Source organism: Burkholderia sp. Ap-955, from assembly GCF_011753045.1.
Classification (GTDB): domain Bacteria; phylum Pseudomonadota; class Gammaproteobacteria; order Burkholderiales; family Burkholderiaceae; genus Burkholderia; species Burkholderia lata_D.
Window position 1 is genome coordinate 24,434 of the sequence record NZ_VWWH01000056.1, and the last position, 24,377, is coordinate 48,810.

The window sequence follows — 24,377 nt, forward strand, 5'->3', positions numbered from 1 at the left end:
TTGCAGAACTGACGCTATAGTTTGGTTTTTGAAGCGTTAGAGACAGACGATGAGTGGCGTCAAAAAGAAGACTTCGTGGCAAAAGCGAGGGGACGGTCGGAAAGCAGCAGCGAAAGGGGGCGCAGGCCTACTCGTACCAGTGACCTTCATGCGCAACGCGTCACCAACGCCGACGTCAAGTTCAGTCGATTTAGCTGCGCATCTGCGCGACGAGCACACTATTAGCAAGTACGAAACGGTACAACCCGCTGTTCAATACAACGGGGGCGCACTGAGCGTAGATAATATCCGACGCACACCAACTATTCACGCGGTACCTCTGGACGACATTCATTCGCCACCTTACGCCATCGAACCAGACGAAGTCTTTGTAAGGCAGTACGCGAACTATATCCGAGGGCGTACGAACGCCTACTACACCCGGATATGCGAAAAGGACATCTTCGCAGGCTACTATCGAGATGATGCCGAGGCTGCGCCAGTCATACAGTCCACGCCTGACGAAATTGTCGACGCACGATGTGCCCAGATACGGAGTGGCCGGCGTCCGACTATCTTATTGCGCGAGAATCATGGCATTGCGAACGCTCCGCGTTTCTTCTGCTGTGATTCATTAACGGCCCTTGCTGCATATCGCCGGCTAGGCTTTTCGTTGGTTCCCGCCGCGATATTTTCCACCCAGGTTCCACCGGGATTGACGCATTCGGCGTTTGAAGTGAGTATCGCGACAAACTGGGGCGATACAAGTCCGCGCGTTGCGGGATTTCGCCCGTGCAACGTGGATTCCTTATTTGCCACTCGCTTGGACGACCTCACATTTCCAGATGCGCTAGCATTTCTCGAACAACGTGTTGAAAACGTACTCCAAAAGTTGCAGTCATTTCATGCTGAAGGATACGAAACACTACACTATCACGATACGTTGCATTCGACGCTTGTGCGTACGCGCGACTATCTGTCCGGCGCACGACTCCTGCTAAACGCGGGTCTACATAGTCAGGCTGTTTCCCTCTATCGCAGCCTATATGAATTGCACCTCAACTTCTATGTTGATTGGCTGGCCCCCGAAAATTCATGGATGGAATTGGCGTATGCCGTGAATGCAGACAATCTATACCTTAAGCGACTCGTTATGAAACTCTCGGAGGGCTTCTCACAAGGTCGACCGAAACAACAGGCAGACCAACTGACTAAGCGTGCATTACTTCTCGCTCGCTGGTTGGGCGTAGTAGCGAACAAGGCTTCTTTCGCCCCTGTCGGCATTGGGTTGCATGGCGTCTACTACGGCTATCTGTCGAGTGTGCAGCACCAAGACTTCCGTGAAGCTGCAAGCCACGCAAATCGATTTCGATCAGAGCATTATCAAGTCATCGACGAGGGTCGACAAAACTGGCTTCGCCAGCTTGTAAACATCACCGTTACTGAAACACTGGACCTCATCGAGTCGGATATTGGTACGACGGCTCCCTAGCTCGTGGTAGCACGTCTACGTCTTCCGATTAGAACTGGAAATCCTTCCGGTCGCGTTGCGCGAATCGAACTCGAACTCGTCAAATGCGAAATGGGTCGACTCGCTCACACCGAACAGCTCAATTTCGGCAGGGTCGACGTCGTACCTGCTTAGCTTGAAACCATCATCGCGTGAATTCATGCAATAGAACGCAATGTCGTGTTGACCTGCCAGGAGCTTCACGACTGTCGTGATAACAGCCGGGTCACAGCGCAGCCCGAAGTGCACAGAACTCAGATGGAATGGCCGGTCGGCTGCACCGCTTGTCTCCGTGACAGCACGCCATTCCTTTTCATACTTCCATTCGCGCGCCTTCGCGAAGAAATACTGGTTGAAAATCGTCCGCTCAGCGTTAGCAGAGTCGCCGATGAACCAATTGATAAGGTCGCTGACTTTGAGGTAGCGAGTCGAGTCGTAGTTGACTGGCTCGAGTACATCACACCGGTGGTCCTCGGTCGAGTAGCCGATGCAAATGCCCTTATGCTCGTCTGCATAGTGACTCCACATGAGGGGGCAATCCCATTTGGCGGCCAACGAAAGCACGCCGCGCTTGCCGAAGCCCTCCTTTACGTACGTCTCGATATCACAACACAAGCGCGCCACGTAAATGTTTGTCCCGTGGCCACCGTCATCGAAACAGCCACCGTATTCAGTTGCGAAGTAACGATGACGACCAAGGTCTGCTGCAGCTTTGGCCTTAGTCATGCGTGTAGATGCAAGGTGCTTCCAAAGGCGCTCAACTTCTCTTGGCGCAACATCTGACCGGACTGTGGGATTGCAATCAAAAGGGTCATTGAAGGTTGAGGGCTTCGCGAAATACAGCTCAGCCTCGCTCAGCATGCGCAGGGTATTAGTACTGAAAGCCCGGTACTTGAATAGGGTTCGAGGAAGGCGCACGGCAGTCATCGAGAGTGGAGGCTTCGGAATTAGGAAGTGCGCGCGTCCTCGCGCGAGACTCCCCGGGGAACGTTTCGCCTAAAGAGCGTAAACCCGTAACAGCCCGCCGCAAGGTGCCAAGCGGGGCCGAACGGAGACGGCGGCAGCTGACGATAGAAGTTTGAAACGCCGTACAGCGAGAACGCCAAAAATAGCAAACCTGCGAAAGGCAGAACGCAATCTTCAAACGTGTACGTATCGATGTAAACGACAACGTAATCGACCACAAGGACCAGTGCGACGGCCGATACGAACATTGATAAGAGCCAACTGAGCCAATTCAGTGTGGAATACGGTTGGTGAAAGCCAGCCAACGGATGGTCAATCATTAATGCAACTGTACAGAGCGGAATCAACAGAACGAAGGCCATCTTGTCCATGCTCTTGAACATGCTGAATGAGAACATATAAGCTTCCAAAGGCGAGTGTGTGCGCGACGGCCAAATCACGTATGGGCCAAGAAATTCTCGGTCACCTTCCCAAGTCGCAGTGCTGGGGAAATGCGGCTCCACCGATTACTTCTCCGATTCTAGCCTAGACTACTCGGTAAAAAAGTCGCCAGTGTTGAGCGAGTAGTTGCAGTCAACTTCGAGCAGCATCGGCAGTGATGCTGCTCGAATCGCCGATATCGGGCGCAGCGTGGACCGACGGTTATGCAGTGGTGGGGTGGTCGTCGCCACGGCCGCCTGCACCGGCTCGACCGCGCCTACCGCGTTCTTAGCTGCTACTTTCCTAGTATTCCCCGCCAGCTTGCGGATATCGCGCGCCAAGCGCGCCTGATCGAGATACCCGAGAGGGCATGAGCCCGTTCCGCGAGATCGACCGGCTCGCCGCCGGCGAGCCGGTCGGTGGCCTCATGCAATCGGTATCGAGAGATCACCCGCTTCGGCATCACTCCCACATCACTGGAAAAGCACTGCTGCAGCGTGCGCTTGCTCAACCCCGCACGCTCGAAATGTTCCGTTGCGGCGCCCCCTTACCGCCCAAAGACTCGCGCAAGCAACCCGCTATTTCGAGAGACTCAGCTTCTTCAACAACACCGCACCACTCGCCCGACTCACGAGTGAAATGGATTCGATATCCAGGTACAACCTCGAAGTCCTCGTCGTGATGTCGGTCGGCTCGTCGTTGCTCGGCTCGGCGTGCTCGATGTGTTCGGTCAGGTACGGCCGGGCCAGGCGCCCGGAAAGCGCCAACACGAACCCGCCCTGCGTTTGCGCGTACGCAGCGGGTGACAGCCTCACGCTGCCGCGCACGGTGGACTTCCCGCCTTTTCCGGGATCGAGTTCGATGATGTCGATCTGCTGGATATAGCCTTTTGCCTTCGCCTCGGGTGCGATCACGAGCCCTTGCCCTCGCGGCCCGGTAATGACCTTTCTGAGCAGAATGCCTGTCCGGCCTTCGCCGTCGGCGTCGACCAGGTCGACATTCACCTTCAACAAATGCTTCTGCGACTGATATCGCAGCCCGTACGACACCGGCACCAGGAAAGTCACCTCACGATCCAGGTTGACCGCGGCCAGGTCGGCGTTCTGGCCATGCTTGTCGGCGACGATGGGGATCAGGCTGCGGACGCGATCGCTCAGGGACGGGGACGCGCTCTTGACGTGCAGCTTCTCCAGTGCTTCCCGAATCGCAACCGGATCGTCGCCGACAATCGGCCGTGTGAGCGACGTGTTGGCCGAAACGGCAGGCGCGACGCCCGCCGTTTCGTTGACATTGTCGGCCGCTGCACGCGTCGCGACCGGGGCCAGCATGATCGCCACGGCGACGACGCACGCGACATTCGGACGGCTCAACATGGATTTCCGGTGAAGCACGACAAACTCCTGATTTTCTGGCGAATCGGTCGACGATGAGATCGGCAGGATCAAACGATCGGTGACGGACCACCCGTTCGGGTCCACCGATCGCCTGCGCGACACATCATAGGTTCATTGTCAGTTCGGCGGCAGGCCGGCGCACCACACTATCGTATTGCCGAGACTACAACAATCCATGACAAGCGAGCACGGGCAACGGGCGGAGGCAGTGACATTCAGTTGCCCGTCGCCGACCCACCCCGCACGAAATGATGCTCCACCCTCGTGCGCAGTACGCCATCGAGCGCGGCCAGTCGTTCGCGCAGTCGAACCGCTTGCCCTTCCGTCATTTCCCCGAGAACGATTTTCTGCTCGAGAACGTCACCACAGCGGGTGATGGCCCAACGGTCAACCGTGGCGGTTTCACCTTCGAGCACAGCCGCCGCGGTCGCGACGATGCCCGGATTCCGTCTCGACACGAGATGAACCGTATGCGTCAGCGTGAAACCGGGGAGGAAGTGTGACCAGTCTTCACAGACTGTCGGACAGGAGGCAGAGGTAGCTTGACGCATGGTTGCTCCGGATGAGTGGTTATCGAACCGGTGCCAGCCATGCTGCTCCCGCTTCGTTGCCGTAAATCGGCCGCATCGCCTCAGAGGCGTCCACCTTGCCCGGGAGGGCAGGTTGGCGTCGGAGAATCCGACTCTGGATGCTTGACTTCTCGCGTTCGACATTCCGAACGTTGGTTCATTATACCGAAAAATAAACCTCGAACAAGGGACCCCGGGAAAGCCTCCTTCGACCAGGCGGAACCTCCGATCCGGCCCTTGTACTGCGGGAACCCGGCCCGGCACGACAACCGTGCAGACTAAAACCACACACTGAACCGCGTCCCCGTGGCCAGCACATCGACCGTCAGTTTCCACTGATGCGCCACCGCAATTTCCTTGCAGATTGCCAGCCCGAGGCCGGCACCGTCATACCGTGAATCCGGCGCCCGCCAATATCGGTCGAAAAGCAGCGGGACATGCTCCCGCTGAATGCCCGGCCCCTCGTCGTCGATATGAATCGCCGTATCGAGTACGGTCAGCACGACCACGCCAGCCGTGGGCGATGCGTTGATCGCGTTCTCGAGAATGTTCTTGAGCAGGATGAAAAGCGCCCCGCCATCAGCCCGGATGGGTGACGCGGAGTCGCGCGCTTCGATATGGAGCTTCACCTGCTTCGCATCGGCCTTGCCGGCCAGCAAGCCAACGGCGTCCCGCGCGATTTCGACGCTGTTCACGTCGTCGAAGCTGAAGTTTTGCGCTTCGCTGACTTCCGCCAGGTGCAGCAACTGCTTGACCTGCCGAGCCATCAGGTCGATCTCGCGAAGCAGAAGCGCCTTCTGCCGGATGTCGGGCTGCAGCTCGATCTGGCCTCTGACCAGCGTGAGCGGTGTCTGCAACTCATGCGCGGCGTCGGCCAGAAACCGCTGCTGAACGGCGAAGCCATTCTCGAGTCGCGTCAACGCGTCGTTGAACGCATCGATCAGCGGCTTGATCTCGCTCGGAATCCCGTCCGAAGACAGTCGCGTCTTCAGGTTGCGCGGCTCGATTCCGCTCGCGGCACGCGATACCTCCCGCAACGGCTTCAACACGCGGCTGATCGTCAACGGCAGCGTCAGCCCGAAAATGATGGTCGCGATGAGCAGCACATAGCCGACGGTCTTCGGTATCGGCTCGATCTTCGACACGACAAGCGCATCGACAAGCTGCCTGCTTTGTGCAACCTGCACGTAATAATCGACGCCCCCTTTCGACATGCGCCGTGTGGCGACGGCGTATACCTTGCCATCGATCGTGGCGGACACCACCTTGCCGGCCGCCTTCGCGAGGTCTTCCGTCAGCCACGGCCGATTCCCGTTCGAAGGCACCGACGCCAGCCACAACCGCCCGGTCGAATCGAGCACGCGATACTTCACCTCGCTCGACAAGAGCCGGAACATCAGCGCCGGACGCTCGCCCAATTGCACGGATACCGGACGCCCGGCGTCGTCGAAGCTCAACCCGGTCACGACATGACCGATGATCTCCATCTGCTGCCGCCGCCCCAGGAACTCCGGATAGCGGTCGAGGACATACACGGCGAGCGCAGACAGCAGCGCCAGGCTGATGGCGAACGCAACGACGTTGGTCATCCACAGACGCGTCGACAGGCGTCGAATCCAATGATGGAACATGGTTGCTTTCTTACCCAGAAGCGGCAACGAGCAAGACGCGGCGAAGCGTCATGCGTCCCGCAGCGCGAAGCCGGCACCGCGAATATTGGTCAGCCGCATCGTTGCACCGATCGCCGCCAGTTTCTTGCGCAAGCGATGCACGGTCACCTCGAGCGCGTTCGGCGTGACCGCCTCCCCGAGCCCCCACGCGGCATGCTCGAGTATCGAATGCCGCACCGTCCGGCCCGCGGCTTCCATCAGGCAAAGCATGACCTGCAACTCGGCCGGCGCAAGCGGTATCGTCCGGTTACCGCAGCACATCGCGCGCTGCGGCGGGTCTACCGTCACATCCGCGAACGATGCGACGAGCGTCGTCAGCAGCGCCGGGCGCCGCATCAGCGTACGCACGCGGGCGACGAGTTCGCTCATTTCGAACGGCTTGGTCACATAGTCGTCCGCCCCGCTTTCGAGTCCGTCGATGCGGTCATGCAACGCATCGCGTGCCGTCAGCATCAGGCAAGGCATCATGCGCCCCGCCGCGCGCAGCGTCCGCAGGAACGCCAGGCCGTCGCCGTCGGGCAATCCGCGGTCGATGATCAGCAGAGCGTAGTCGGCCTGGTCGACACCGTAGGCGGCTTCACTGACATTGCCGAAACGATCGGATTCGATTCCCGCGCCGGCCAACGCCTGGCACAACATGTCGGCAAGGCGTTCATGATCCTCGACAATCGCAACTCTCGGCATACCCGCTCTCACTTGAATCGGTACATATAGCCCACTCTGGCTTCGGGAACGAACCGTCTTCCGACGATCGGACTGTCGGTGATGGCGTCGCCGAGACGCGACACGCCGACGTCCAGAAATATCGTCTGCTGCTGCGTCGGCCGGTAGTCGATACGCGTGCCGACCGACACGTTCACTGTCGAACCCGCGCTGTAGGCGGCGCGTCCCGCGCGCGCCTCCGATGGTCGCACGCCGTAATAGTAGTCGACGTACTTGTTGCTCAGCCATTCCGCGCCGACATGCGGCGCGATCGAGAATTGGCCGAAAGCAAATGCCTTCTCGAAGCCGATTTTCGCGCGCTCGCCCTTGTTTCCGCCGAACAGGAAGCTGCCCGACAACGTACCGAACCCGGTGCCCCATGACAGTGCAGGCCCGTACCAGAATGCGCCCCTGCGATTTTCCATGCCGTTCAGGATCGGTGCGTCAGAGCCCTTGTATCCGTCGAAAAGCGAGAACTGGCCACGAAGCGCGACACTGACGCTGTTCCAGCTCCCGATTTTCAGATCGGCCGTGGTACCGATGACCTGTACCCATTTGTTGTCGAAATAGACCAGCGGAAACGGCAATACGCGAGTGCTGTCGCCCTTGTAGGTCGACGGCGCGAAGCCGACTCCGGCACCCAACCCCCAGCGCGTCACATTGGTCGCGTTGTTGAGGATGGTCAGCCCCGAATTATCGGCATCGGGCGGGATCATGCCGTCGTCCGCCCAGGCGGAAGCAGACGCAAATGCGAATGAAACGGCAAGCAGCAGTAACGGACGTTCGCGGCGGGAGGCTGTTTTCACAATCATTTTCCTGGAGTCGACGATCGAAACGGGGGCTACTGTAGGACCAGTCGACTTACCGCTCACTTACCAGGAAAATATCGTCGTGCTGCAAACCCTGCGGGAAATATCGGAGATGGGGAATATCAATGCAGGGCGAGCATGGGTCGCCCTGCGCGCTCGAAGAACGGGGCACCACACCCCGTCAGAACACCGTATGCAGCCCCACCCGCGCCACCGTCTGGCTCGCGGAACTCGACGCCCCGTTCGCATCGAGCACGCCATTGACCTGCGCATTCGCGCCATTGTTCGCACGCTGATAATCCGCCGACACATAAACCATCGTCCGCTTCGAGAACAAGTACTGAAGCGCCACGCTGACCTGATGCGCGTGGTTGTCGTTCACCGCTTCATTACCTTTCATGTACATGTACTTCGCGCCCAGCACGACATCCGGCCTGACGTGCCACAGCCCGCCTGCTTCGGCCATCCACACGCCGGCATCGTTGAATGAATTGCGCACGGTGGTCATCAGCGCATTCGCGGTGACGACACCAAAGTCGTAATGCATCCCGACGCCCCAGTTGCGCACGCTGGTGGACGGCACGCCGGGCGCGGGGCCGTACTTCTCGTTCGTGTAGGCCGCGCCCACCCCGAACGGCCCCATCTCATAGTTCAATCCTGCACTGACCGCATTGTCCGCCCCGACCGACCCGGCCACCCCACCGAACGCATACATCGCGCCACCGGAAAAACCCGACACCGTCGGCGAGCTGTACTTGACGGAATTCGCGATCGGTTTGCTACCCGCCGTGCGATCCCAATCGAATGCACCGGTCGGATTATCCGGAAGCGCGAGACGCTGGAACGGCCCATTGCGAAAGCCGTACAGCCCCGAGATATCCCGCGAAATCGCGTTGTTCTTCGAAAACAGCGAATCCACCATGAAGTCGTACTGATTACCCAGCGTGATACTGCCGAACCGGTTGCTTTCAAGGCCCACGTACGCATTGCGCCCGAAAATCCCCGTCCCGATGATCGCGCCGTTCGCCATCGAGAACTGGTTCACGAGCGCGAAGATCGCGCGATATCCGCCGCCGAGGTCTTCCGTGCCGCGAAAGCCGAAGAGATTGGGCGCGAATATGCCGTCGTCGAACTTGACGTTCTTCCCGCCCCCCTCGTTGCTGACATAAGAGACGCCGGCGTCGATCAGCCCGAACATCGTCACGCTGCTCTGCGCCCATGCGCCCTGCGCCACGGCGAGAATCGCCACTGCTCCAAACCTGAGTTTCATTTTGTCTCCGTCTTTTTTATGACAAAGCGAGGCCACCACCTGCTACGTGGCAGGTGCTCGCTCGGTACTGCACAAGGGATCGCCGTCATTCAGGCATCGATTACCGGACACCTGAAATATGATTAGCTTTACTGATTTAAAAACACGATAACGGACGCACTAACCGCCCGCCTACTCGTCGAAACACACGCGAATCAAGCGCCTCGACAGACGACCCACGCGGCGGCATCCACCTCGACCGCCACGGCCTCCAGCGCCGAGCCCGAGCAAGGCCCGTCGATGCACACGCCATCGTCGAACCGGAACAGCGCGCTGTGATGGGCGCACATCAGCACCTGCGACCGGTAACAGGAAACGCTACCCGGCACGAAATCGAGCGGCACCGAAAAGTGCGGGCAACGATTCACATAAGCCCACACCTGCTCACCGCGTCTCACCACAATCACGGGACGTCCGATACATGCTTCGTCGACGACCCGCGCGCCGCCGTCGGGCACGTCGGAAAAGTGGCAGAGTTGTCGTGCGTCCATGATTCACACTCTCTGCTCGGGGTTGCCGAGGCTCCAGTCCCACGGACGCACTTCCACGTGCGAGAACAACCCTTCCTTCACGTACGGATCGTTGCCGATGAACTGCATCACCGCCTGAATGTCGTCCGCCTCAATGACGAGCAGCGTGCCGTTCATCGCATCGCCGTGCGGGTCCAGCGTCGGGCCGCCGAGCCGCACCACCACGCCGTGCTGGTCGGCCGAGCGCAGGTAAGTCCGGTGAATCGGCCGCACGCGATCGCGCACGTCGCGCATGCCCGGCTGGTCCGTCGCAAACACCGCAAAAAATCTTGCCATGGCGGTCAGCTCCAATCGAGGACGAACGCATGCTGATGCCGCGCGAGGCGCCGCATCAGCATGCGCAAGCGCGGGCTCGGCGTGCCGTCGAAGCTGGCGACGACCGGCTCGGTCAGCGTGGCGTCACCGTCATGGTGGTCATGGCTCATGGTTGTCTCCGTTGGCGCATCCGGCCATTCATTGCGGCGCGCGCCCTTCCCATGCGCGCTGAAGCAGCGCGCGAATCGCGTCGCGTTCGATCGGCCGCGGATTCGCATACGGGTTGCGGCACGCGAGGTCGGCCGCTTCGTCGAGGCCAGCCTCCGGCATCCCGAGGTCGGCCAGCGCCGGCGCGATGCCGAGCCGTGCGTTCAGCGAAAACAGCAGCGGGCCAGCTTCGGCCGCGTCGTTCCCGCCCAGCGCACGCGCCACGCGGCGCAACGCATCGGGCGCGGCGGCGTGGTTGTAGTGCGCGGTATGCGGCAGCATCGCCGCATGCGTCTGCGCGTGCGGCAGATTGAAGGTGCCGCCGAGCGTGTGACACAGCTTGTGATGCAGCGCCATGCCGACCGCGCCCAGGCAGGTTCCCGCGAGCCACGCGCCGTACAACGCGCGGCTGCGCGCGTCGCGGTTCGCCGGATCGCGCACGACCACGGGCAGCGCTTCGCCGAGCGCTCGGATCGATTCTTCCGCCATCAGGCTGATCACCGGGTTCGCGTCTTCCGCATAGAGCGCCTCGACGGCATGCGCCATCGCATTGATGCCCGATGCCGCGGAAATGTCCGGCGGCAGCGACAACGTCAGCGACGGGTCGTAGAGCACCGTCCGCGGCAGCACGCGCGCGTCGCGCCCGGTGCGCTTCAGCCGGCCTTCCGTGAGCCCGAAGATCGGCGTCATCTCCGAGCCCGCGTAAGTCGTCGGTACCGCCAGGATCGGCAGCACCGATTCGAGCGCGATCGCCTTGCCCAGCCCGATCGTCGACCCGCCACCGATCGCGACGCAGCAGTCCGCTTCCAGCTCGCCGGCCATCTCGCGCGCCGCGTGCGCGACCTCGATCGGCACGTGCATGACCGCCTGCGCGCAGATGCCGGCCGCACGCTCGCCCAGGATCGCCTCCACGCGCTCGGCGAGCGACCGCTGTTCGGGCGTGGACAGGATCAGCGCGCGGCGGGCGCCGAGCGTCGACAGCTCGTCCGGCAGCCTGGCGAGCGCGCCCCATTCGAATACCACGCGGGACGGGGTGCCCTGATAGACGAAGCGATCCATGGCGAACCTCAGCGCTTGAAGTGCGGCGGCACGTTGCCGTCGACGTTGACCCACACCGACCGCGCCTCGGTGTAGTCGTGCATCGCCTCGAAGCCCATCTCGCGGCCGTAGCCCGACTGGCCCACGCCGCCGAACGGGCTGCCCGGATTGACGCGCTTGTAGCAGTTGATCCAGCACATGCCTGCGTTGATCTGCGACGCCATCTTGTGTGCGCGGGAAAGATCCTTCGTCCACAGGCCGCTGCCCAGCCCGTATTCGGTTGCGTTCGCAATGGCCAGCGCTTCGTCGTCGCTGCCGAAGCGCAGCACCGTGACGAACGGGCCGAACACTTCCTCCTGCGCGACGCGGTCGGTCGCGCGCTTGGCCTCGACGACCGTCGGGCACACGTAGTAGCCGTTGGCGAGCGCCGGGTCCTGCGGCGCGCTGCCGCCGGTGAGCACACGGCCGCCCTGCTCGCGCGCGACATCGACGAACGACAGCACGCGATCGAGGTGTTGCTTCGAGGTGAGCGGCCCCATCTCGGTGTTCGCATCGAGCGGGTTGCCGATCCGGATCGACGACGCGAGCGCCACGAAGCGCTCGAGGAACGCATCCGCGATGCGTTCGTGCAGCACGAGACGCGAGCCGGCGATGCACGCCTGCCCCTGGTTGTGGAAGATCGCCCACGCGGCGCCGTTGATGGCCGCGTCGAGATCGGCATCGTCGAACACGATGTTGGCGCCCTTGCCGCCCAGCTCGAGCTGCACGCGCTTCAGGTTGCCCTGCGACGCTTCGACGATCCGGCGGCCGGTGGCCGTCGAGCCGGTGAACGCGATCTTGCCGACGCCCGGATGGTCGGCGAGCCGCTGGCCGGCCGTGTGCCCGTAGCCGGGGACGATGTTGACGACGCCGGCCGGAAACCCGACCTCGGCCATCAGCTCGACGATGCGCAGCGTCGACAGCGGCGTGATTTCCGACGGCTTGAGCACCACCGTGTTGCCGGCCGCGAGCGCCGGGCCCATCTTCCAGCTCGTGAACATCAGCGGAAAATTCCACGGCACGATCTGGCCGACGACACCGATCGGCGCGCGCTGCACGTAGTTCAGGAAGCCGGTTTCGACAGGGATCACCGAGCCTTGCAGCTTGTCGGCCATGCCGCCGAAGTAGCGGAAGCACGCAGCCGTGCGCGGCACGTCGAGCGCGCGCGAATCGCGGATCGGGTGGCCGGTGTCCAGCGATTCGAGCTGCGCCAGCTCCTCCGCATTGGCCTCGATCGCGTCGGCCAGGCGCAGCAGCAACCGACCGCGTTCGGCGGCCGGCAACGCCGACCATTTGGGGAACGCGCGCGTCGCGGCTTCGACGGCCAGATCGACGTCCGCCGCGGTGGCGGCCGCGATCTTCGTGATGACGGAGCCGTCGTGCGGGTTCAGCACGTCGATCGTGCCGCGGTCGACGGCGTCAACGAAGCGCCCGCCGATGAAGAGTTGGGTTTGCATGAATCGTCCTCGGTGTATGGCGTGAAGCGCAAGCGGAAACTGACGCGCCGCTCAGAACGCGATCGGATACGGCGCGAGCTCGCCGCTCTCGTAGCGTTGCGGCAGGTTCGGTGTCGCGTTTTCCCAGACCAGCAGCATCGACCGCTTCGTGGAATAGCCCTGATGCCGGATGTCGGCGGGCATCGCGCAGATGTCGCCGGCGCGCATCGTCACGCGGGCGCGCGGCGCGCCGGTGTTCTTGTCGCCGATGTCCCACACGATTTCGTCGGACAGTTGCAGGAACCATTCGACACGGTCGTTGCCATGAAACACCGGCAGGATGAATTCCTCGGTGGTCGGGCAGAACAGGCTGCGCCCGCACACCGACGTGACCGACGGATTCCACGTCACGTCCGAACGCGACAGGTACTTGAACAGGTTGAACGCGTGCAGCTCGCCTTCGAAGCCCGGCTCGACATGCACTTCCGGTTCATCCTGCGCGACGTCGAGGAACGCGCGGTTGACCGGCAGGTCGTCGCGCAGCGGCGAATCGCCTTCGAGGCCCGGCATGCGGCGCGTCGCGATCCGCGTGCGCTCGATCGCCGAGCCGTTCTCGCCGTGCTTGCGTCCGAACGCGGTGCCGGTTTCCTCTGGCGCCGCGAACGGATCGAAGCCTTCGTTCGTCCAGTCGTGCAGCATCGCCTTGAAGGTCGCCATGATCGTGGGCGTTTCGAAGGTCTCGGTGTAGTCCACGCCGGCGTCCTTCAGGATGCCGTTGAAGGTGCCCGCATACATGTCCACCTTGCCGTAGTGATTGCGCGTGCCGAACACGTGGTCGAAGTTCACCCAGCCGTAGAAGAAGCCCCATGCCACGTCGCGCATCATCGCGCGCAGGAACGCGTCCGCCGGCATCGCGTGCGTGCGGGTCTGGCCTTTCGCGGGCCAGCTGATCTTCACGAAATACTCGTCGCGCTGGAATTCGAATGCGCCGAGCTGGAAGCGGCGGTAGCCGGTGACGGCATCGGCTTCGGTCGATCGCACCAGATCGGCGGCAAAGCCCGCGGAAGTGTCGAAAGTGTCGAGGGTGGCCATAACGTGTCTCCTGGAAGTGTCGAATGAGGTTGGACGAATCAGTGCAGGCAGATGTCGGCCCACTTCTCCACGGACAGCTCGCCCAGGACGGTCTGCACGAGTGCGACGCCCGGCCGGCTGGCGGTGAAGCGGTATGCACAGCCGGCCGGCAGCAGCGCCTGATGGCCCTGGCGCAATACCACGTAGCCCATCTTGCGGCCGGCCGGTTGCGTGCCGGCGTTCACGGTGCCGTGCCCCGATTGCGGCGGCGTATCGAGCTTGATGAATTCGATCCGGACTTCGCCATCCATCTGGATCACGAATTCGTCGTGCGCGCAGGCGAACCACGGCGACTGGCCGTCGGTCCGCAGCACTTCGATCACGTATTCGAGGTTCTTGCCGGCGACGACCTTTTCGTAAGGGGCCGACTTCGATGCGACCTCGAAGACATTCGAGAACGCGTAGTGTTGAGCGCTGCCGCTCGTGATTTCGATCTCGCCTTTCCGGTAATGGTCGAGCGAGCCAAAGACGGTGTGGAATGCCGTGTCGGTCATTTCTGTCTCCTGAGTTGAACCGCTTGTTGGATTCCACTCTAGGGGCAAGGACCCACCGCAACAAGGCACGGGACGGCGACTACGGCATTTGCGTTTCGCGAATAATCCGCGCGGTTCAACGCACCCAGCCGCGCTCCAGAAGGGGACGATCCCACGGCGATTCGTCGCCGATGGTTTCCGCGAGAAATTCGACGAGCGCCTTCACCTTCAACGCCTGTCGCTGCGTTGCGGGATAAACCGCGGCAAAGCTCAGCGGCGCGAGTTGGAAGTCGGTGAGGATCGGAACCAGCCGGCCGGCGACGAGCGCCTTGCTCGCGACGAGCGTGGGCAGGCACACGACACCGCCGCCTGACAGCGCGTACTCGCGCAGCAGGTGCACGGAGTTCGAGCGGATCATGCCGGGCAGCTCCATTTCGACGACTTCGTCGCCGCGCGTCATCGTCCAGCGGTTGCGCGACGGATAGCCCGAATAGAGCGCGGTGGTGTGCTGCAGCAGGTCGCGCGGATGTTGTGGCGCACCATGCGTGTCGAGGTACGCTGGCGACGCGCAGAAGAGGCGCCTGACGGTGAACAGCCGCCGTTCGATCAGCGACTCGGAGATCGGCGGAAAAATCTGGAACGCGATGTCGAACCCTTCTTCGACAGGGTCCACGACACGGTCATTGACGATGACGTCGAGCTGGATGCCCGGGTAGCGCCGGTTGAATTCCATCAGCGGCGCGCCGAAGTGATCGAGCGCGAAACCGGGCAGCATCTGGATGCGCAGCCGCCCGGTCGGGGTCGCGCGAAGCTCGCGCATCTGGTCGGTCAGCTCGTTGACGCGCCCCACCACCTCCGCGCACTCGCGATAGAACGCCTCGCCCACTTCGGACAGGCGCACGTGGCGCGTGCTGCGATGGAACAGCGGCGCGTTGACGAACTTCTCGAGCTGCTGGATGCGGTTCGTCACGACCGAGCTGGTCACGCCGAGCTGCCGCGCCGCCTCGGCGAAGCTGCTGGCCTCCGCCACCCGGACAAATGCCTCGATGCTCAGGAACCGGTCCATACCGCGCCCTTTTTCGACAGCGAAACCGGCAGTCTACCCGTGCGGATAACGGGCTGGGTCATGCTGGAAGCGTCACTCTGTCACCCAATCGATGTCAATCGCCGATGACACCCGCCCCCGCATGCGCCGCCGTGCCCGCACGGGCCTTACCGCGATTGCTCGCCGGCCGCCAGCTCCGGTTGCACCGCCAAGCGACGCTGCAGCACGGCCGGCGCGGTTTCCTTCAGCAGCAGGCTGACCACGATGCCCAGCATGACCGCGCACATCGGCAGCCACAGAATGTTCTGGATGCCAAAGTGTGCAGCAACGTAGCCGCCCATCGCCGGCGCGATGCCGCCGCCGAAGATCTCGCCGACACCGACCACCACGCCGATCGACGTCGACACGAGCCCGATGGGCGCGGCCTCGGTCGCCACCGGGCCGGACAGCAGCGACACCAGCCCGAGCGTGAAGAATGACGCGATGAACAGCACCCCGAACAGCGCGAGCGGCTGCGGGCCGAGGCCGCGGAAGATATAGAGCATCACGGCCGTCCCCGCGAAGCCGACGATGCTCGCGAGGCGGCGGCCGACCAGGTCGGACAGGCCCGGCAACCCGAACTGCCCGAGAAAACCGCCGAAGCCGATCGCCGACACGACGAGGCCCATCTTCTGCGTGCCGAGCGCCAGGTAGTCGGTCAGGTACAGCGGCAGCAGCGCGCCGAGCACGAATACGCCCGTCATCGCGCAGCACAGCGCGGCCATCGCCACGAGGATGTTGCGGCTCTTGAGCACATGGCCGAGCGACGCCGGCGCATGCTCCGACGCGACGGCCTTCGTGACCTTCGGCTCGCGGATCACGAAGAACATGATCGCGCCGAGGATCAGGCCGGGTACGGCTACGAGCGCAAAGACCCAGCGCCACGACACGAAGCCGAGCAGCTGCGTCGCGATGATCGGCGACAGCGCGAGCCCGAACAGCGCGAAGCCGCTTTGCTGCAGGCCGAGGTTCAGCCCGCGCCGCCGCGGATGCGACGCGTCGGCCGTCGCGGCAAAGCTCGTCGGGCAGAACGAGCCCTCCGCGACGCCCATCAGGCCGCGAATCGCCATCAGCCCGAGCAGGCCGCCCGCGAGCCCCGAGAAGCAAGACAGCAGCGAGAACGCGACGATGGCCGGAATCAGCACCTTGCGGCGGCCGATCTTGTCGGAGATGCCGCCCATCAGCGCCGCGAAGATGCCCCACGACAGGCCGAGCACGCCGATGCAGTTGCCGACGTCCTGCGCGTTCAGGTTGAGGTCCTTCATGATCGAAGGGAACAGCGGCGCGATCAGCCAGCGATCGAGGCCGACCAGCCCGAAGCCGAGCGCCAGCAGCGTGACCGCCTTCCACTCGTATGAGGTATCCCACTCGTTTGCTTTCATGTCCGTCTCCGTGGACACAGGTTCGCCTGCGCGCGCCGCAGCGCCTGCGCATGAACCAGGTCCGATGTCTTTTGTGTGCGACGCGAATCGCGAGGAAGTGCCGGCCGGCGTTCGGGTGCGACGCGTTGGGTTCAATCAGCCGACGTCACCACGATAGGGGCACGGCCGCCAAACGGGTATGGAACAACCGGCGAACGCGCCATTCGCGAAACGCAAATAATCGCGGGCGGTGGGCGGGAAGCATCGACGGAGCAGCGCGGAGCGAACGAAAGCGGCGTTGAAGCGGCGCTCATTCGCGTGTTACGGGGGAATCCCTCATAGACAGGGCGGCGTCGGCATTTCGCCGCATGAACACGGCGTACCGCCATTCGAGAACGCCCCGGCAGTGGCTGGCTTGCCGCAGCTCCGCTGCGATGCGCGGCACGCCAGCCGCTGCCGGCAATCGATACGGCAGCTGCCTTCGCATCGTGCGGGGCAGCGCGATTGCCGCGACGCTTCACCGGGCATTCAACCCAGCGGAGACCACGCTTCCGGCAGGCAAATCGTCGACGTAGCCCGCTCGATCTGCTGCGGTCCGCCCTTCGGCGGCCAGAGCCCTTCGGCATAGTGGCGCGCGCGCAATGCCATGCGCTCCTCCAGGCTCGAGAACCCCCAGATATGGGCGATGCGAGGCGGGCCGTCGATCGCGTACATGTTGGCGACGAGATGAGACGTATAGGCTTCGGCCGGGCCGACGGCCTGTTCCCACGCGGCGATCGTCGGCGCGATCCCGGCCGGTTTGAGCCAATAGCGGCGGAATTCGTAGAACCTGCCGAGTGTCGACGGCTCGATCTCGGGCAGGAACGGAAACAGTTCGTAGGTTTCCATGCTGAGCCCCACATGGGCACCGCCGATATTGAACGGCCCGCCGCTCATCAACGCACGACGGCGCTCCTGCTGCAGTTCGTCGATTTCGTCGAAGCCTCGCAGCACGACGATCTGCCCCAATTCGCCGATTTCTGAACGCCATGCGCCGAGGAGACGCCCCGCGGCCCCCGGATCCGTTACCCATCGGTGCGCCCCAGCCGAAACGGCATCCTGCTCCAGCAGCAAACACGACAACGTCGTCAGTTCATACTGCATCTCGACAATCCCTCGCAAAATGGGCCGTGGACACGCAAATCGCACCCGCCTGCCCCGATAAAAATAAATTCCTCCAATCCGCATTCCGATAAAACGTTATTCCATATCAAGCTGAATCGCCAGCCAACTTTGGATCCTTTTTCCCTTCTGTCCCCCGTATCATTTCTTCCATTCCGAAAGAAACGAGCATGAGAAGGACATGAGCGACACCACCACGCTGCACTACCTCGACTACGCTGCCACGACGCCCGCCGATCCGCGCGTGATCGAAGCGATGACGGCCTGCCTCGGCTTCGACGGCATCTTCGGCAACCCCGCATCGAGTTCGCATGCCGCCGGCCGGCGCGCGAAAGACAAGGTCGAGCAAGCCCGCGCGCAAGTCGCCGCGCTGATCGGCGCGGACGCCGACGAGATCGTCTGGACGTCGGGTGCCACCGAATCGAACAACCTCGCGCTGAAGGGCTATGCGGAAAACGCGACCGGCAAGCGCCACCTGATCACGAGCCGCATCGAGCACAAGGCCATTCTCGACACGATGGCGAACCTGGCGAAGCACGGCGCGTCGGTCACGTTCCTGACGCCCACGCGCGACGGCGAGATCACCGCCGACGCGGTCGCTGCCGCCATCGGCCCCGATACGGGCCTCGTGTCGCTGATGCTCGTGAACAACGAGCTCGGCACGCTGACCGATATTGGCGCAATCTCCCGCATCGTGCATGCCGCGGGCGCGCTGCTCCACGTCGACGCCGCGCAGGCGCTCGGCAAGACGCCGATCGACGTGCGCGCGCTCGGCATCGACATGCTGTCGATGTCCGCGCACAAGGTGTACGGCCCGAAGGGGATCGGCGCGCTGTTCGTGCGCCGCGACATCGCAGACCGGATCGCCCCGCAGATTCATGGCGGCGGGCATGAGCGCGGCTTGCGTTCGGGCACGCTCGCGACCCATCAGATCGTCGGCATGGGTGTTGCCTGCGAACTGGCCGCTGAAAAGCTCGACGGCGAAGCCGCACGGATCGCGGCGCTCGGCGCGCGCCTGACGGACGCACTGGTCGCACTCGGCGATGTCACGCAGAACGCGGCCGCCGCGCGCCGCATCCCGCACACGCTGAGCCTGACGGTGAATACGCCGGGCTTCTTCCCCTTCATGCTCGGTGAAGCGCTCGCGGTGTCGTCGACGTCCGCATGCAACTCGACCAGCGGCGCACCGTCCCACGTGCTGACCGCGATCGGCCTCGATGCGGAAACGGCAGGCCGCACCGTGCGCGTGAGCTTCGGCCGCTTTACGACGGAGCAGGATGTCGACTTCGCGATCGCCTGTTTCCGCCACGCGATCGAACAGTGTCGTGCGACGGCGGCGAACGGGTTCTCCGCGTCGCGGCAGATCACGCCGGCCGACCTGAAGGCGATCCGCAATGCCGGCTTCCGCTCGGTCATCTGCAACCGGCCGGACGGCGAAGGCGACGCCCATCCGGCGTTCGACGAAATCGCCGCGGCGGCCCGCGAACTGGGCCTCGAAGCGCGCTACCTGCCGGTCGAGCGCGACGGCATCGGCGATGCGGAAATCGATGCCTTCGGTGCACTGGTCGACACGCTGCAGAAGCCGGTGCTCGCGTACTGCCGTAGCGGCAATCGCTCCGGCATGCTGTGGAGTCGGCTGTCCGCCCGGCGGACGGCCGAAGCCCCGGCCTCTGTCTGATCGATCAGGAACGTCGCCCCGCCAGCGCATGAGCGGCACACCGTTCGCGAGGAGATCGACATGAAACTGCCATGCCTCGACATCCCGCTGCCCGGCGCCGGAGAACTCCGTCACAAGCGCGGCACGCAATGCCTGCATGCCGCGCACGACGGTTGCTACCTCGGATACTCCAGCTGCAGCGCGACCCAGCCTGACGTCGCATCGCCGTAGCGTGCCGCGATGTCGCCGAGCACACCGGGCAGCACCGCTTCCCCACGCCGGTCAGCCGGCATCGTCACACGCGCGTGCCGAACGTTCGCCGGTTGCGCCAGCAACCGCAGCCCGTGCCTCGACTCGATCACGCGCGCGTCTGCCGTCGCGACGACGTCACTGCGCCAGGTCCGCGCCCACGCGTCGGCGGTCAACGCAACCGGAAGCTCGTCGAACCCGGTTTCGACCGGAAGATCGAACGTCTCGTGCCGCCAGAACGCGACGCGGTTCGTCAACGCAACCGCCACCGCGCGCGCCGTCAACGCGAACCGGCTTCCGTCGTGAACGTCGCTCCATGCGTGCGCGCCGACGCGCCGCGCCGTCTCGCGCGCCGCTGCCGGCCCGGCCAGCGCATTCACCAACGCCAGCGAAGCGGGCATCGACGCCGACACGCCGGTCGTCGTCATGACGTTGCCGTCCATCACATAGCGGCGATCGTCGACCCACGTCGTATCGGCAAAGCGGCGACGCAGGCCGTCGCGCGAATACCAGTGGGACGTCGCCGTGCGATGCCGCAGCAGGCCGGCGTTCGCGAGCACTTCCGCGCCATCGCAGATCGCCACCATCGTCGCGCCGGCGGCGGCCTGCTTGCGCAACCATGCCAGCACCGCCGGGCTGTCCGCGCGATGCAGCGCGGGCACGATCACCACGTCGGCCCCCGCAGGCGTCGCGGCATCGAACCGGTCGAACGTCGTATCGGCCAGCATGCGCAGCGCGGGCATCAGCTCGACCTCGCCTTCGTCGGCCGATACGGCGACGACATCGACCGCCCCGGACGTCTTCAGCATCGCGTAGGGCACGATGAAATCGGTCGTCTCCGTTCCGGCGTTGTCCGCGACGATCGCCACGAGCGGCCGCGTGCGGCCCGCCTTCGGCGCGCCGATCGTCAGCGCTTGTGTGACCGGCAGGGTGTCCTCCGCCTTCACCGGCACATGCCACCCCGCTGCACACGCGCCCAGCATCGCGCACACGAGCAGCACTGCCCTGCCTGTCTTCCGTCCCCGCATCGTTCACCCGCATCCGTCGATTGCATGTCCGGAAAATTACAAGGATCATGCTCGCGGTCACAAGGACAACTCCACCGCACTTTCCGCCATGTCCCAGTCAACCTGTTCGGCACGCGACATCGTCGTCGTCGGCTTCGAAGGCGTCCAGTCGCTCGACATCACGGGCCCGATGGAAGTGTTCGCGGTCGCGAACCGTCACCGTCCCGACCATGCCGTGCCGTACCGGCTCACACTCGCGTCGCAACACGGCGGCGACATCGTCACGCACGCGGGCCTGCGCCTCGCCGGCACGGCCGCGCTCGCGGCGCTGCCCGAGCGGATCGACACGATCATCGTCGCCGGCGGCGATGAAGCAGCGCTGCGCCACGCCGCGTCGGAAGCCGGCGTGCTGCCGTGGCTGCGCACGCGTATCGCTGGCACGCGGCGCATCGCGAGCATCTGCACGGGCGCGTTCGTGCTGGCGGCGGGCGGATGGCTGGACGGCAAGCGCGCGACCACGCACTGGAACCAGTGCGCGATGCTGCAGGCGCTCCGTCCCGACGCGCGGATCGAACCGGACGCGATCTACGTCAGCGATCCGCCGTTCCATACGTCGGCCGGCGTGACGGCCGGCATCGATCTGTGTCTTGCACTCGTCGAAGCAGATTGCGGTGCGCCGACCGCGCTCGCGGTCGCACGCGAACTCGTGCTGTTCATGCACCGTCCCGGCGGACAGGCGCAGTTCAGCGTCGGGCTCGGCTCGCTGGCCAACGCAACGCCGCGCATGCGCGCCCTGCTCGCCGAGATCGCCGACGATCCGGCCGGCGATCTCGGCGTCGCCGCGCTGGCCGCGCGGATGCACATGAGCGAGCGCACGTTTGCGCGTAATTTCCTCAAGGAGACCGGACGATCGCCGGCGCAGTTCGTGCTGGCAGCACGCGTCGAGCGCGCGAAGGCGCTGCTGGAGCGGGCCGACTGGCCGCTCGAACGCATCGCCGAGCGGTCGGGATTCGGCAGCGTCGACGCGCTGCAGCGCGCGTTCGCGAAGCAGGTCGGCGTATCCCCGCGCGACTATCGCGCGCGCTTCGGACCGCGACACGACAAGCCGCAAACGGAATAGGCCATCGCGGGCTCCGGCGTGCGTCCGGGGCCGCCTGCGAGGCGGCGCCCCGGCGCCCCGTCGATCGCCCCTCGCCACCGGCCGAGCCTCCGTCACGCTCCCGGTCCTCCCGGCGGCGAAACGGGCCGACAAGCCCTGTTCCGGTGCATCCGTCCGGATTTTCACTACATTGCCGAAATCTGATAGAGCCGGGAAATTTGATTTCATACCGTTCACGCATCGGACTGGAAAGCGATGGCCGCTCGACACGGCATCGCGAGCCGCCGACGAATCCCAGGAGCGGGCCAGGTTCCTTGGCCCTGGCGGCGATGACGGTCCTGCCACGCAGGACATTCGTGACGGAGCGACCATGGATGCAAAACTCCAGCCTGATTCAGGCACCGACAGTGATGTAAGCCTGCTGCACAAGATGGGCTATGCGCAGGAACTGTCGAGACGTATGAGCGGTTTCTCGAACTTCGCGGTTTCGTTTTCCGTGATCTGCATCCTGTCGGGCGGCATTACCGCGTTCCAGCTCGCGTTTTCCGCGACCGGCGGCGCGTCGATCGGTCTCGGCTGGCCGTTGGGCTCGCTGTTCGCGCTGATCGTCGCGGTGTCGATGTCGCAGATCGCGTCCGCGTTTCCGACGGCCGGCGGCCTCTATCACTGGGGCGCGATCCTCGGCGGGAAGAAATGGGGGTGGATGACGGCGTGGCTCAACCTGATCGGCCTGATCTTCGTGATCGCCGCGATCAACTTCGGCACCTACGATCCGTTCTTCAAGACGCTGATCGCGCCGATGTTCGGCGTCAGCCCGGACAGCCTGACCTGGTGGCATCAGACGGCATTCATCGCGTTCATCACGATCTCGCAGGCGATCCTGAATGCGCGCGGCATCAGGATCGCGAGCAAGATCACCGACCTGTCGGGCTACCTCATCTTCGTGGTGACGATCGCGCTCGTGGTGTCGCTGCTCGTCTACTCGCCGGTCGCGTTCGACGCGCACCGGCTGGTGACCTTCACCAATTTCACCGGCGTCGATGGCGGCGCATGGCCAAAGCAGGCCACACCGCTCGCGTTCCTGTCCGGCCTGTTGCTCGTGACCTACACGATCACCGGCTTCGACGCTTCCGCGCACACGTCGGAAGAGACGCACGATGCGGCCACGAACGTGCCGCGCGGCATCATCGGGTCGGTGTTCTGGTCCGCGGTGTTCGGCTACGTGATGGTGTGCGCGTTCGTGCTGGTGATGCCCGACCTGACCGCCAGCATGAAGCAGGGCACCGGCTTTTTCGAGGCGATTCTCGCGCCGATTCCGAAGACGCTGCGCGTCACCCTCGAGCTCGCGATGTTCTTCATCAACTACGTGTGCGGGCTCGCGGCGATCATGTCGACGTCGCGGATGGTGTATGCATTCGCACGCGACGGCGGGCTGCCGGCGTCGAAGCTGCTGCGCAGCGTGAGCCCGACGCACCGGACGCCCGGCCCCGCGATCTGGACGTGTGCGGTGCTCGCGATCGTCATCACGCTGTACGGAGACGCATTCTCGGTGCTGAGCGCCGGCAGCGCGGTGTTCCTGTTCATCTCGTATGCGATGCCGATCGGCGCCGGGATGCTGGCCGAAGGCCGCTCGTGGACCGACAAGGGCCCGTTTCAGCTGGGGATCTGGTCGAAGCCGTGTGCGCTGCTCGCGCTGGTCGGCGCCTGCGTGCTCGCGTATGTCGGCATCCAGCCGCCGAACGAGAAGGTGCTGTACGTACTCGTCGGCTTCGTGGTGGCGCTGATGGTGATCTGGTACGGCTTCGGCGTGCGAAACACGTTCGCGGGTCCACCGGTGCTGAAGGACACGCGCAATCTCGACCGCATCCGCGAACTCGAGGCGAACGTCGATCCGACTGTCTGAAGCGGCTTCGAAGCAGGTTAAAAAAAACCGACTCGCTGGCGCAATGCCGCGAGTCGGTTTTTTCATGTCCACGCGCAACGACGAGATTCAACCGCGTTGCAGCGGTTGAATCTTGCGGGCATCAGCCGTAGACGGGGAAACGCTTCGTCAGTTCGGCAACCTGCCCGCGCACGCGCTCGAGCGTGGCCGCATCTTCCGGCGCTTCCAGCACATCGGCGATCAGGTTGCCGACGATCTCCGCTTCCTTCACGCCGAAACCGCGGGTCGTCATCGCCGGGGAGCCGAGACGAATGCCGCTCGTCACGAACGGCTTTTCCGGATCGTTCGGGATCGCGTTCTTGTTCACCGTGATGTGCGCCGCGCCCAGTGCCGCTTCCGCTGCCTTGCCCGTGATGTTCTTTGCACGCAGGTCCACCAGC

The 24,377-nt window shown here is 63.8% G+C and carries 25 protein-coding genes, 1 pseudogene and 1 riboswitch; of the genes and pseudogenes, 4 read left to right on the forward strand and 22 right to left on the reverse strand.

Annotated elements, in window-relative coordinates; genetic code table 11:
- Positions 1–49 precede the first annotated feature (49 nt).
- Positions 50–1,471, forward strand: a complete 1,422-nt coding sequence (locus tag F3J15_RS24940; protein ID WP_166894646.1) for a hypothetical protein — start codon at positions 50–52, stop codon at positions 1,469–1,471.
- Positions 1,472–1,486: 15 nt separating this feature from the next.
- Here the strand turns inward: F3J15_RS24940 and F3J15_RS24945 are convergent, their stop codons facing one another.
- The 20 genes from F3J15_RS24945 to F3J15_RS25035 all read right to left on the reverse strand — a co-directional run bounded on the left by F3J15_RS24945 (position 1,487) and on the right by F3J15_RS25035 (position 18,025).
- The gene (locus F3J15_RS24945) at positions 1,487–2,215 is read right to left on the reverse strand and encodes a DUF2971 domain-containing protein (protein WP_166894648.1); all 729 of its coding nucleotides are present in this window, start codon (positions 2,213–2,215) and stop codon (positions 1,487–1,489) included.
- A gap of 221 nt (positions 2,216–2,436) precedes the next feature.
- Positions 2,437–2,958, reverse strand: a complete 522-nt coding sequence (locus F3J15_RS24950) for a hypothetical protein (protein ID WP_166894650.1) — start codon at positions 2,956–2,958, stop codon at positions 2,437–2,439.
- Between the two features lie 27 nt (positions 2,959–2,985).
- Entirely contained in the window at positions 2,986–3,216 is a 231-nt protein-coding gene (locus F3J15_RS37850) for a hypothetical protein (RefSeq protein ID WP_240159025.1), read from the reverse strand.
- On the reverse strand, positions 3,171–3,338 hold the full coding sequence (locus F3J15_RS37855) for a hypothetical protein (protein ID WP_240159023.1): 168 nt from the start codon (positions 3,336–3,338) through the stop codon (positions 3,171–3,173). The genes F3J15_RS37850 and F3J15_RS37855 overlap by 46 nt, the downstream gene beginning before the upstream one ends.
- A 115-nt stretch (positions 3,339–3,453) precedes the next feature.
- Positions 3,454–4,266: a hypothetical protein gene (locus F3J15_RS24960; RefSeq protein WP_166894680.1), complete on the reverse strand. Its 813-nt coding sequence runs from the start codon at positions 4,264–4,266 to the stop codon at positions 3,454–3,456.
- Positions 4,267–4,484: 218 nt separating this feature from the next.
- Positions 4,485–4,820, reverse strand: coding sequence for a hypothetical protein (locus F3J15_RS24965; protein ID WP_166894651.1), 336 nt, complete (start codon positions 4,818–4,820; stop codon positions 4,485–4,487).
- Between the two features lie 42 nt (positions 4,821–4,862).
- Positions 4,863–4,966: riboswitch (SAM-I-IV-variant riboswitch) on the reverse strand.
- A gap of 150 nt (positions 4,967–5,116) precedes the next feature.
- Positions 5,117–6,469: an ATP-binding protein gene (locus F3J15_RS24970; RefSeq protein WP_166894653.1), complete on the reverse strand. Its 1,353-nt coding sequence runs from the start codon at positions 6,467–6,469 to the stop codon at positions 5,117–5,119.
- Between the two features lie 48 nt (positions 6,470–6,517).
- Positions 6,518–7,192: a response regulator transcription factor gene (locus F3J15_RS24975; protein WP_069250708.1), complete on the reverse strand. Its 675-nt coding sequence runs from the start codon at positions 7,190–7,192 to the stop codon at positions 6,518–6,520.
- 8 nt (positions 7,193–7,200) lie between these two features.
- Entirely contained in the window at positions 7,201–8,016 is an 816-nt protein-coding gene (locus tag F3J15_RS24980; RefSeq protein WP_166894655.1) for a MipA/OmpV family protein, read from the reverse strand.
- A gap of 184 nt (positions 8,017–8,200) precedes the next feature.
- On the reverse strand, positions 8,201–9,289 hold the full coding sequence (locus F3J15_RS24985) for a porin (RefSeq protein ID WP_166894682.1): 1,089 nt from the start codon (positions 9,287–9,289) through the stop codon (positions 8,201–8,203).
- A 194-nt stretch (positions 9,290–9,483) separates the two neighbouring features.
- A complete protein-coding gene (locus tag F3J15_RS24990) occupies positions 9,484–9,819 on the reverse strand; it encodes a Rieske 2Fe-2S domain-containing protein (protein ID WP_166894657.1) in 336 nt (111 codons plus the stop codon).
- Between the two features lie 3 nt (positions 9,820–9,822).
- Positions 9,823–10,134: a YciI family protein gene (locus F3J15_RS24995; RefSeq protein WP_069250705.1), complete on the reverse strand. Its 312-nt coding sequence runs from the start codon at positions 10,132–10,134 to the stop codon at positions 9,823–9,825.
- A 5-nt stretch (positions 10,135–10,139) separates the two neighbouring features.
- Positions 10,140–10,283 (reverse strand): hypothetical protein, encoded by a 144-nt coding sequence (locus F3J15_RS25000; RefSeq protein WP_240159022.1) that lies wholly within the window; start codon positions 10,281–10,283, stop codon positions 10,140–10,142.
- Positions 10,284–10,311: 28 nt separating this feature from the next.
- Positions 10,312–11,379 carry a maleylacetate reductase gene (locus tag F3J15_RS25005; RefSeq protein WP_166894659.1) on the reverse strand — a complete coding sequence of 356 codons (1,068 nt, stop codon included), beginning with the start codon at positions 11,377–11,379 and terminating at the stop codon, positions 10,312–10,314.
- A gap of 8 nt (positions 11,380–11,387) precedes the next feature.
- Positions 11,388–12,854 (reverse strand): aldehyde dehydrogenase family protein, encoded by a 1,467-nt coding sequence (locus F3J15_RS25010; RefSeq protein WP_166894661.1) that lies wholly within the window; start codon positions 12,852–12,854, stop codon positions 11,388–11,390.
- Between the two features lie 51 nt (positions 12,855–12,905).
- Positions 12,906–13,925 (reverse strand): hydroxyquinol 1,2-dioxygenase, encoded by a 1,020-nt coding sequence (locus F3J15_RS25015; protein WP_089447029.1) that lies wholly within the window; start codon positions 13,923–13,925, stop codon positions 12,906–12,908.
- Between the two features lie 38 nt (positions 13,926–13,963).
- Positions 13,964–14,458 carry a hydroxyquinol 1,2-dioxygenase gene (locus F3J15_RS25020; protein WP_166894663.1) on the reverse strand — a complete coding sequence of 165 codons (495 nt, stop codon included), beginning with the start codon at positions 14,456–14,458 and terminating at the stop codon, positions 13,964–13,966.
- A 115-nt stretch (positions 14,459–14,573) separates the two neighbouring features.
- Positions 14,574–15,503, reverse strand: a complete 930-nt coding sequence (locus F3J15_RS25025; RefSeq protein ID WP_166894665.1) for a LysR family transcriptional regulator — start codon at positions 15,501–15,503, stop codon at positions 14,574–14,576.
- Between the two features lie 146 nt (positions 15,504–15,649).
- Entirely contained in the window at positions 15,650–16,903 is a 1,254-nt protein-coding gene (locus F3J15_RS25030; protein ID WP_166894667.1) for an MFS transporter, read from the reverse strand.
- A 507-nt stretch (positions 16,904–17,410) separates the two neighbouring features.
- Positions 17,411–18,025 (reverse strand): NIPSNAP family protein, encoded by a 615-nt coding sequence (locus F3J15_RS25035; protein ID WP_166894670.1) that lies wholly within the window; start codon positions 18,023–18,025, stop codon positions 17,411–17,413.
- A gap of 199 nt (positions 18,026–18,224) precedes the next feature.
- Between F3J15_RS25035 and F3J15_RS25040 the strand changes: the two genes are divergently transcribed.
- A complete protein-coding gene (locus F3J15_RS25040; protein ID WP_166894672.1) occupies positions 18,225–19,721 on the forward strand; it encodes an aminotransferase class V-fold PLP-dependent enzyme in 1,497 nt (498 codons plus the stop codon).
- A 155-nt stretch (positions 19,722–19,876) separates the two neighbouring features.
- Here F3J15_RS25040 and F3J15_RS25045 read toward each other — a convergent pair whose 3' ends face one another.
- A complete protein-coding gene (locus F3J15_RS25045; protein ID WP_166894674.1) occupies positions 19,877–20,977 on the reverse strand; it encodes a DJ-1/PfpI family protein in 1,101 nt (366 codons plus the stop codon).
- A gap of 88 nt (positions 20,978–21,065) precedes the next feature.
- On the opposite strand from F3J15_RS25045, the gene F3J15_RS25050 reads away from it, so the two are divergent.
- Together F3J15_RS25050 and F3J15_RS25055 are read left to right on the forward strand one after the other, a co-directional pair.
- Positions 21,066–22,076 (forward strand): helix-turn-helix domain-containing protein, encoded by a 1,011-nt coding sequence (locus F3J15_RS25050; protein WP_166894676.1) that lies wholly within the window; start codon positions 21,066–21,068, stop codon positions 22,074–22,076.
- Positions 22,077–22,425: 349 nt separating this feature from the next.
- Complete coding sequence (locus F3J15_RS25055) at positions 22,426–23,958, forward strand: amino acid permease (RefSeq protein ID WP_166894678.1); 1,533 nt, start codon at positions 22,426–22,428, stop codon at positions 23,956–23,958.
- A gap of 121 nt (positions 23,959–24,079) precedes the next feature.
- Here F3J15_RS25055 and glyA read toward each other — a convergent pair.
- Positions 24,080–24,377, reverse strand: a pseudogene (glyA, locus tag F3J15_RS25060) (serine hydroxymethyltransferase); the annotation flags it as partial.

Bases quoted from the DNA above. Each gene is read 5' to 3' on its own strand.
- F3J15_RS24995 (WP_069250705.1), bottom strand. From the start codon at position 10,134: ATGGCAAGATTTTTTGCGGTGTTTGCGACGGACCAGCCGGGCATGCGC.
- F3J15_RS25045 (WP_166894674.1), bottom strand. From the start codon at position 20,977: ATGCGGGGACGGAAGACAGGCAGGGCAGTGCTGCTCGTGTGCGCGATG.
- F3J15_RS24945 (WP_166894648.1), bottom strand. From the start codon at position 2,215: ATGACTAAGGCCAAAGCTGCAGCAGACCTTGGTCGTCATCGTTACTTC.
- F3J15_RS25015 (WP_089447029.1), bottom strand. From the start codon at position 13,925: ATGGCCACCCTCGACACTTTCGACACTTCCGCGGGCTTTGCCGCCGAT.
- F3J15_RS25040 (WP_166894672.1), top strand. From the start codon at position 18,225: ATGAGCGACACCACCACGCTGCACTACCTCGACTACGCTGCCACGACG.
- F3J15_RS24985 (WP_166894682.1), bottom strand. From the start codon at position 9,289: ATGAAACTCAGGTTTGGAGCAGTGGCGATTCTCGCCGTGGCGCAGGGC.
- F3J15_RS25010 (WP_166894661.1), bottom strand. From the start codon at position 12,854: ATGCAAACCCAACTCTTCATCGGCGGGCGCTTCGTTGACGCCGTCGAC.
- F3J15_RS24990 (WP_166894657.1), bottom strand. From the start codon at position 9,819: ATGGACGCACGACAACTCTGCCACTTTTCCGACGTGCCCGACGGCGGC.
- F3J15_RS25030 (WP_166894667.1), bottom strand. From the start codon at position 16,903: ATGAAAGCAAACGAGTGGGATACCTCATACGAGTGGAAGGCGGTCACG.
- F3J15_RS24965 (WP_166894651.1), bottom strand. From the start codon at position 4,820: ATGCGTCAAGCTACCTCTGCCTCCTGTCCGACAGTCTGTGAAGACTGG.
- F3J15_RS25000 (WP_240159022.1), bottom strand. From the start codon at position 10,283: ATGAGCCATGACCACCATGACGGTGACGCCACGCTGACCGAGCCGGTC.
- F3J15_RS24975 (WP_069250708.1), bottom strand. From the start codon at position 7,192: ATGCCGAGAGTTGCGATTGTCGAGGATCATGAACGCCTTGCCGACATG.
- F3J15_RS37855 (WP_240159023.1), bottom strand. From the start codon at position 3,338: ATGCCGAAGCGGGTGATCTCTCGATACCGATTGCATGAGGCCACCGAC.
- F3J15_RS25005 (WP_166894659.1), bottom strand. From the start codon at position 11,379: ATGGATCGCTTCGTCTATCAGGGCACCCCGTCCCGCGTGGTATTCGAA.
- F3J15_RS25055 (WP_166894678.1), top strand. From the start codon at position 22,426: ATGGATGCAAAACTCCAGCCTGATTCAGGCACCGACAGTGATGTAAGC.
- F3J15_RS25035 (WP_166894670.1), bottom strand. From the start codon at position 18,025: ATGCAGTATGAACTGACGACGTTGTCGTGTTTGCTGCTGGAGCAGGAT.
- F3J15_RS25020 (WP_166894663.1), bottom strand. From the start codon at position 14,458: ATGACCGACACGGCATTCCACACCGTCTTTGGCTCGCTCGACCATTAC.
- F3J15_RS24970 (WP_166894653.1), bottom strand. From the start codon at position 6,469: ATGTTCCATCATTGGATTCGACGCCTGTCGACGCGTCTGTGGATGACC.
- F3J15_RS25050 (WP_166894676.1), top strand. From the start codon at position 21,066: ATGTCCCAGTCAACCTGTTCGGCACGCGACATCGTCGTCGTCGGCTTC.
- F3J15_RS24940 (WP_166894646.1), top strand. From the start codon at position 50: ATGAGTGGCGTCAAAAAGAAGACTTCGTGGCAAAAGCGAGGGGACGGT.
- F3J15_RS25025 (WP_166894665.1), bottom strand. From the start codon at position 15,503: ATGGACCGGTTCCTGAGCATCGAGGCATTTGTCCGGGTGGCGGAGGCC.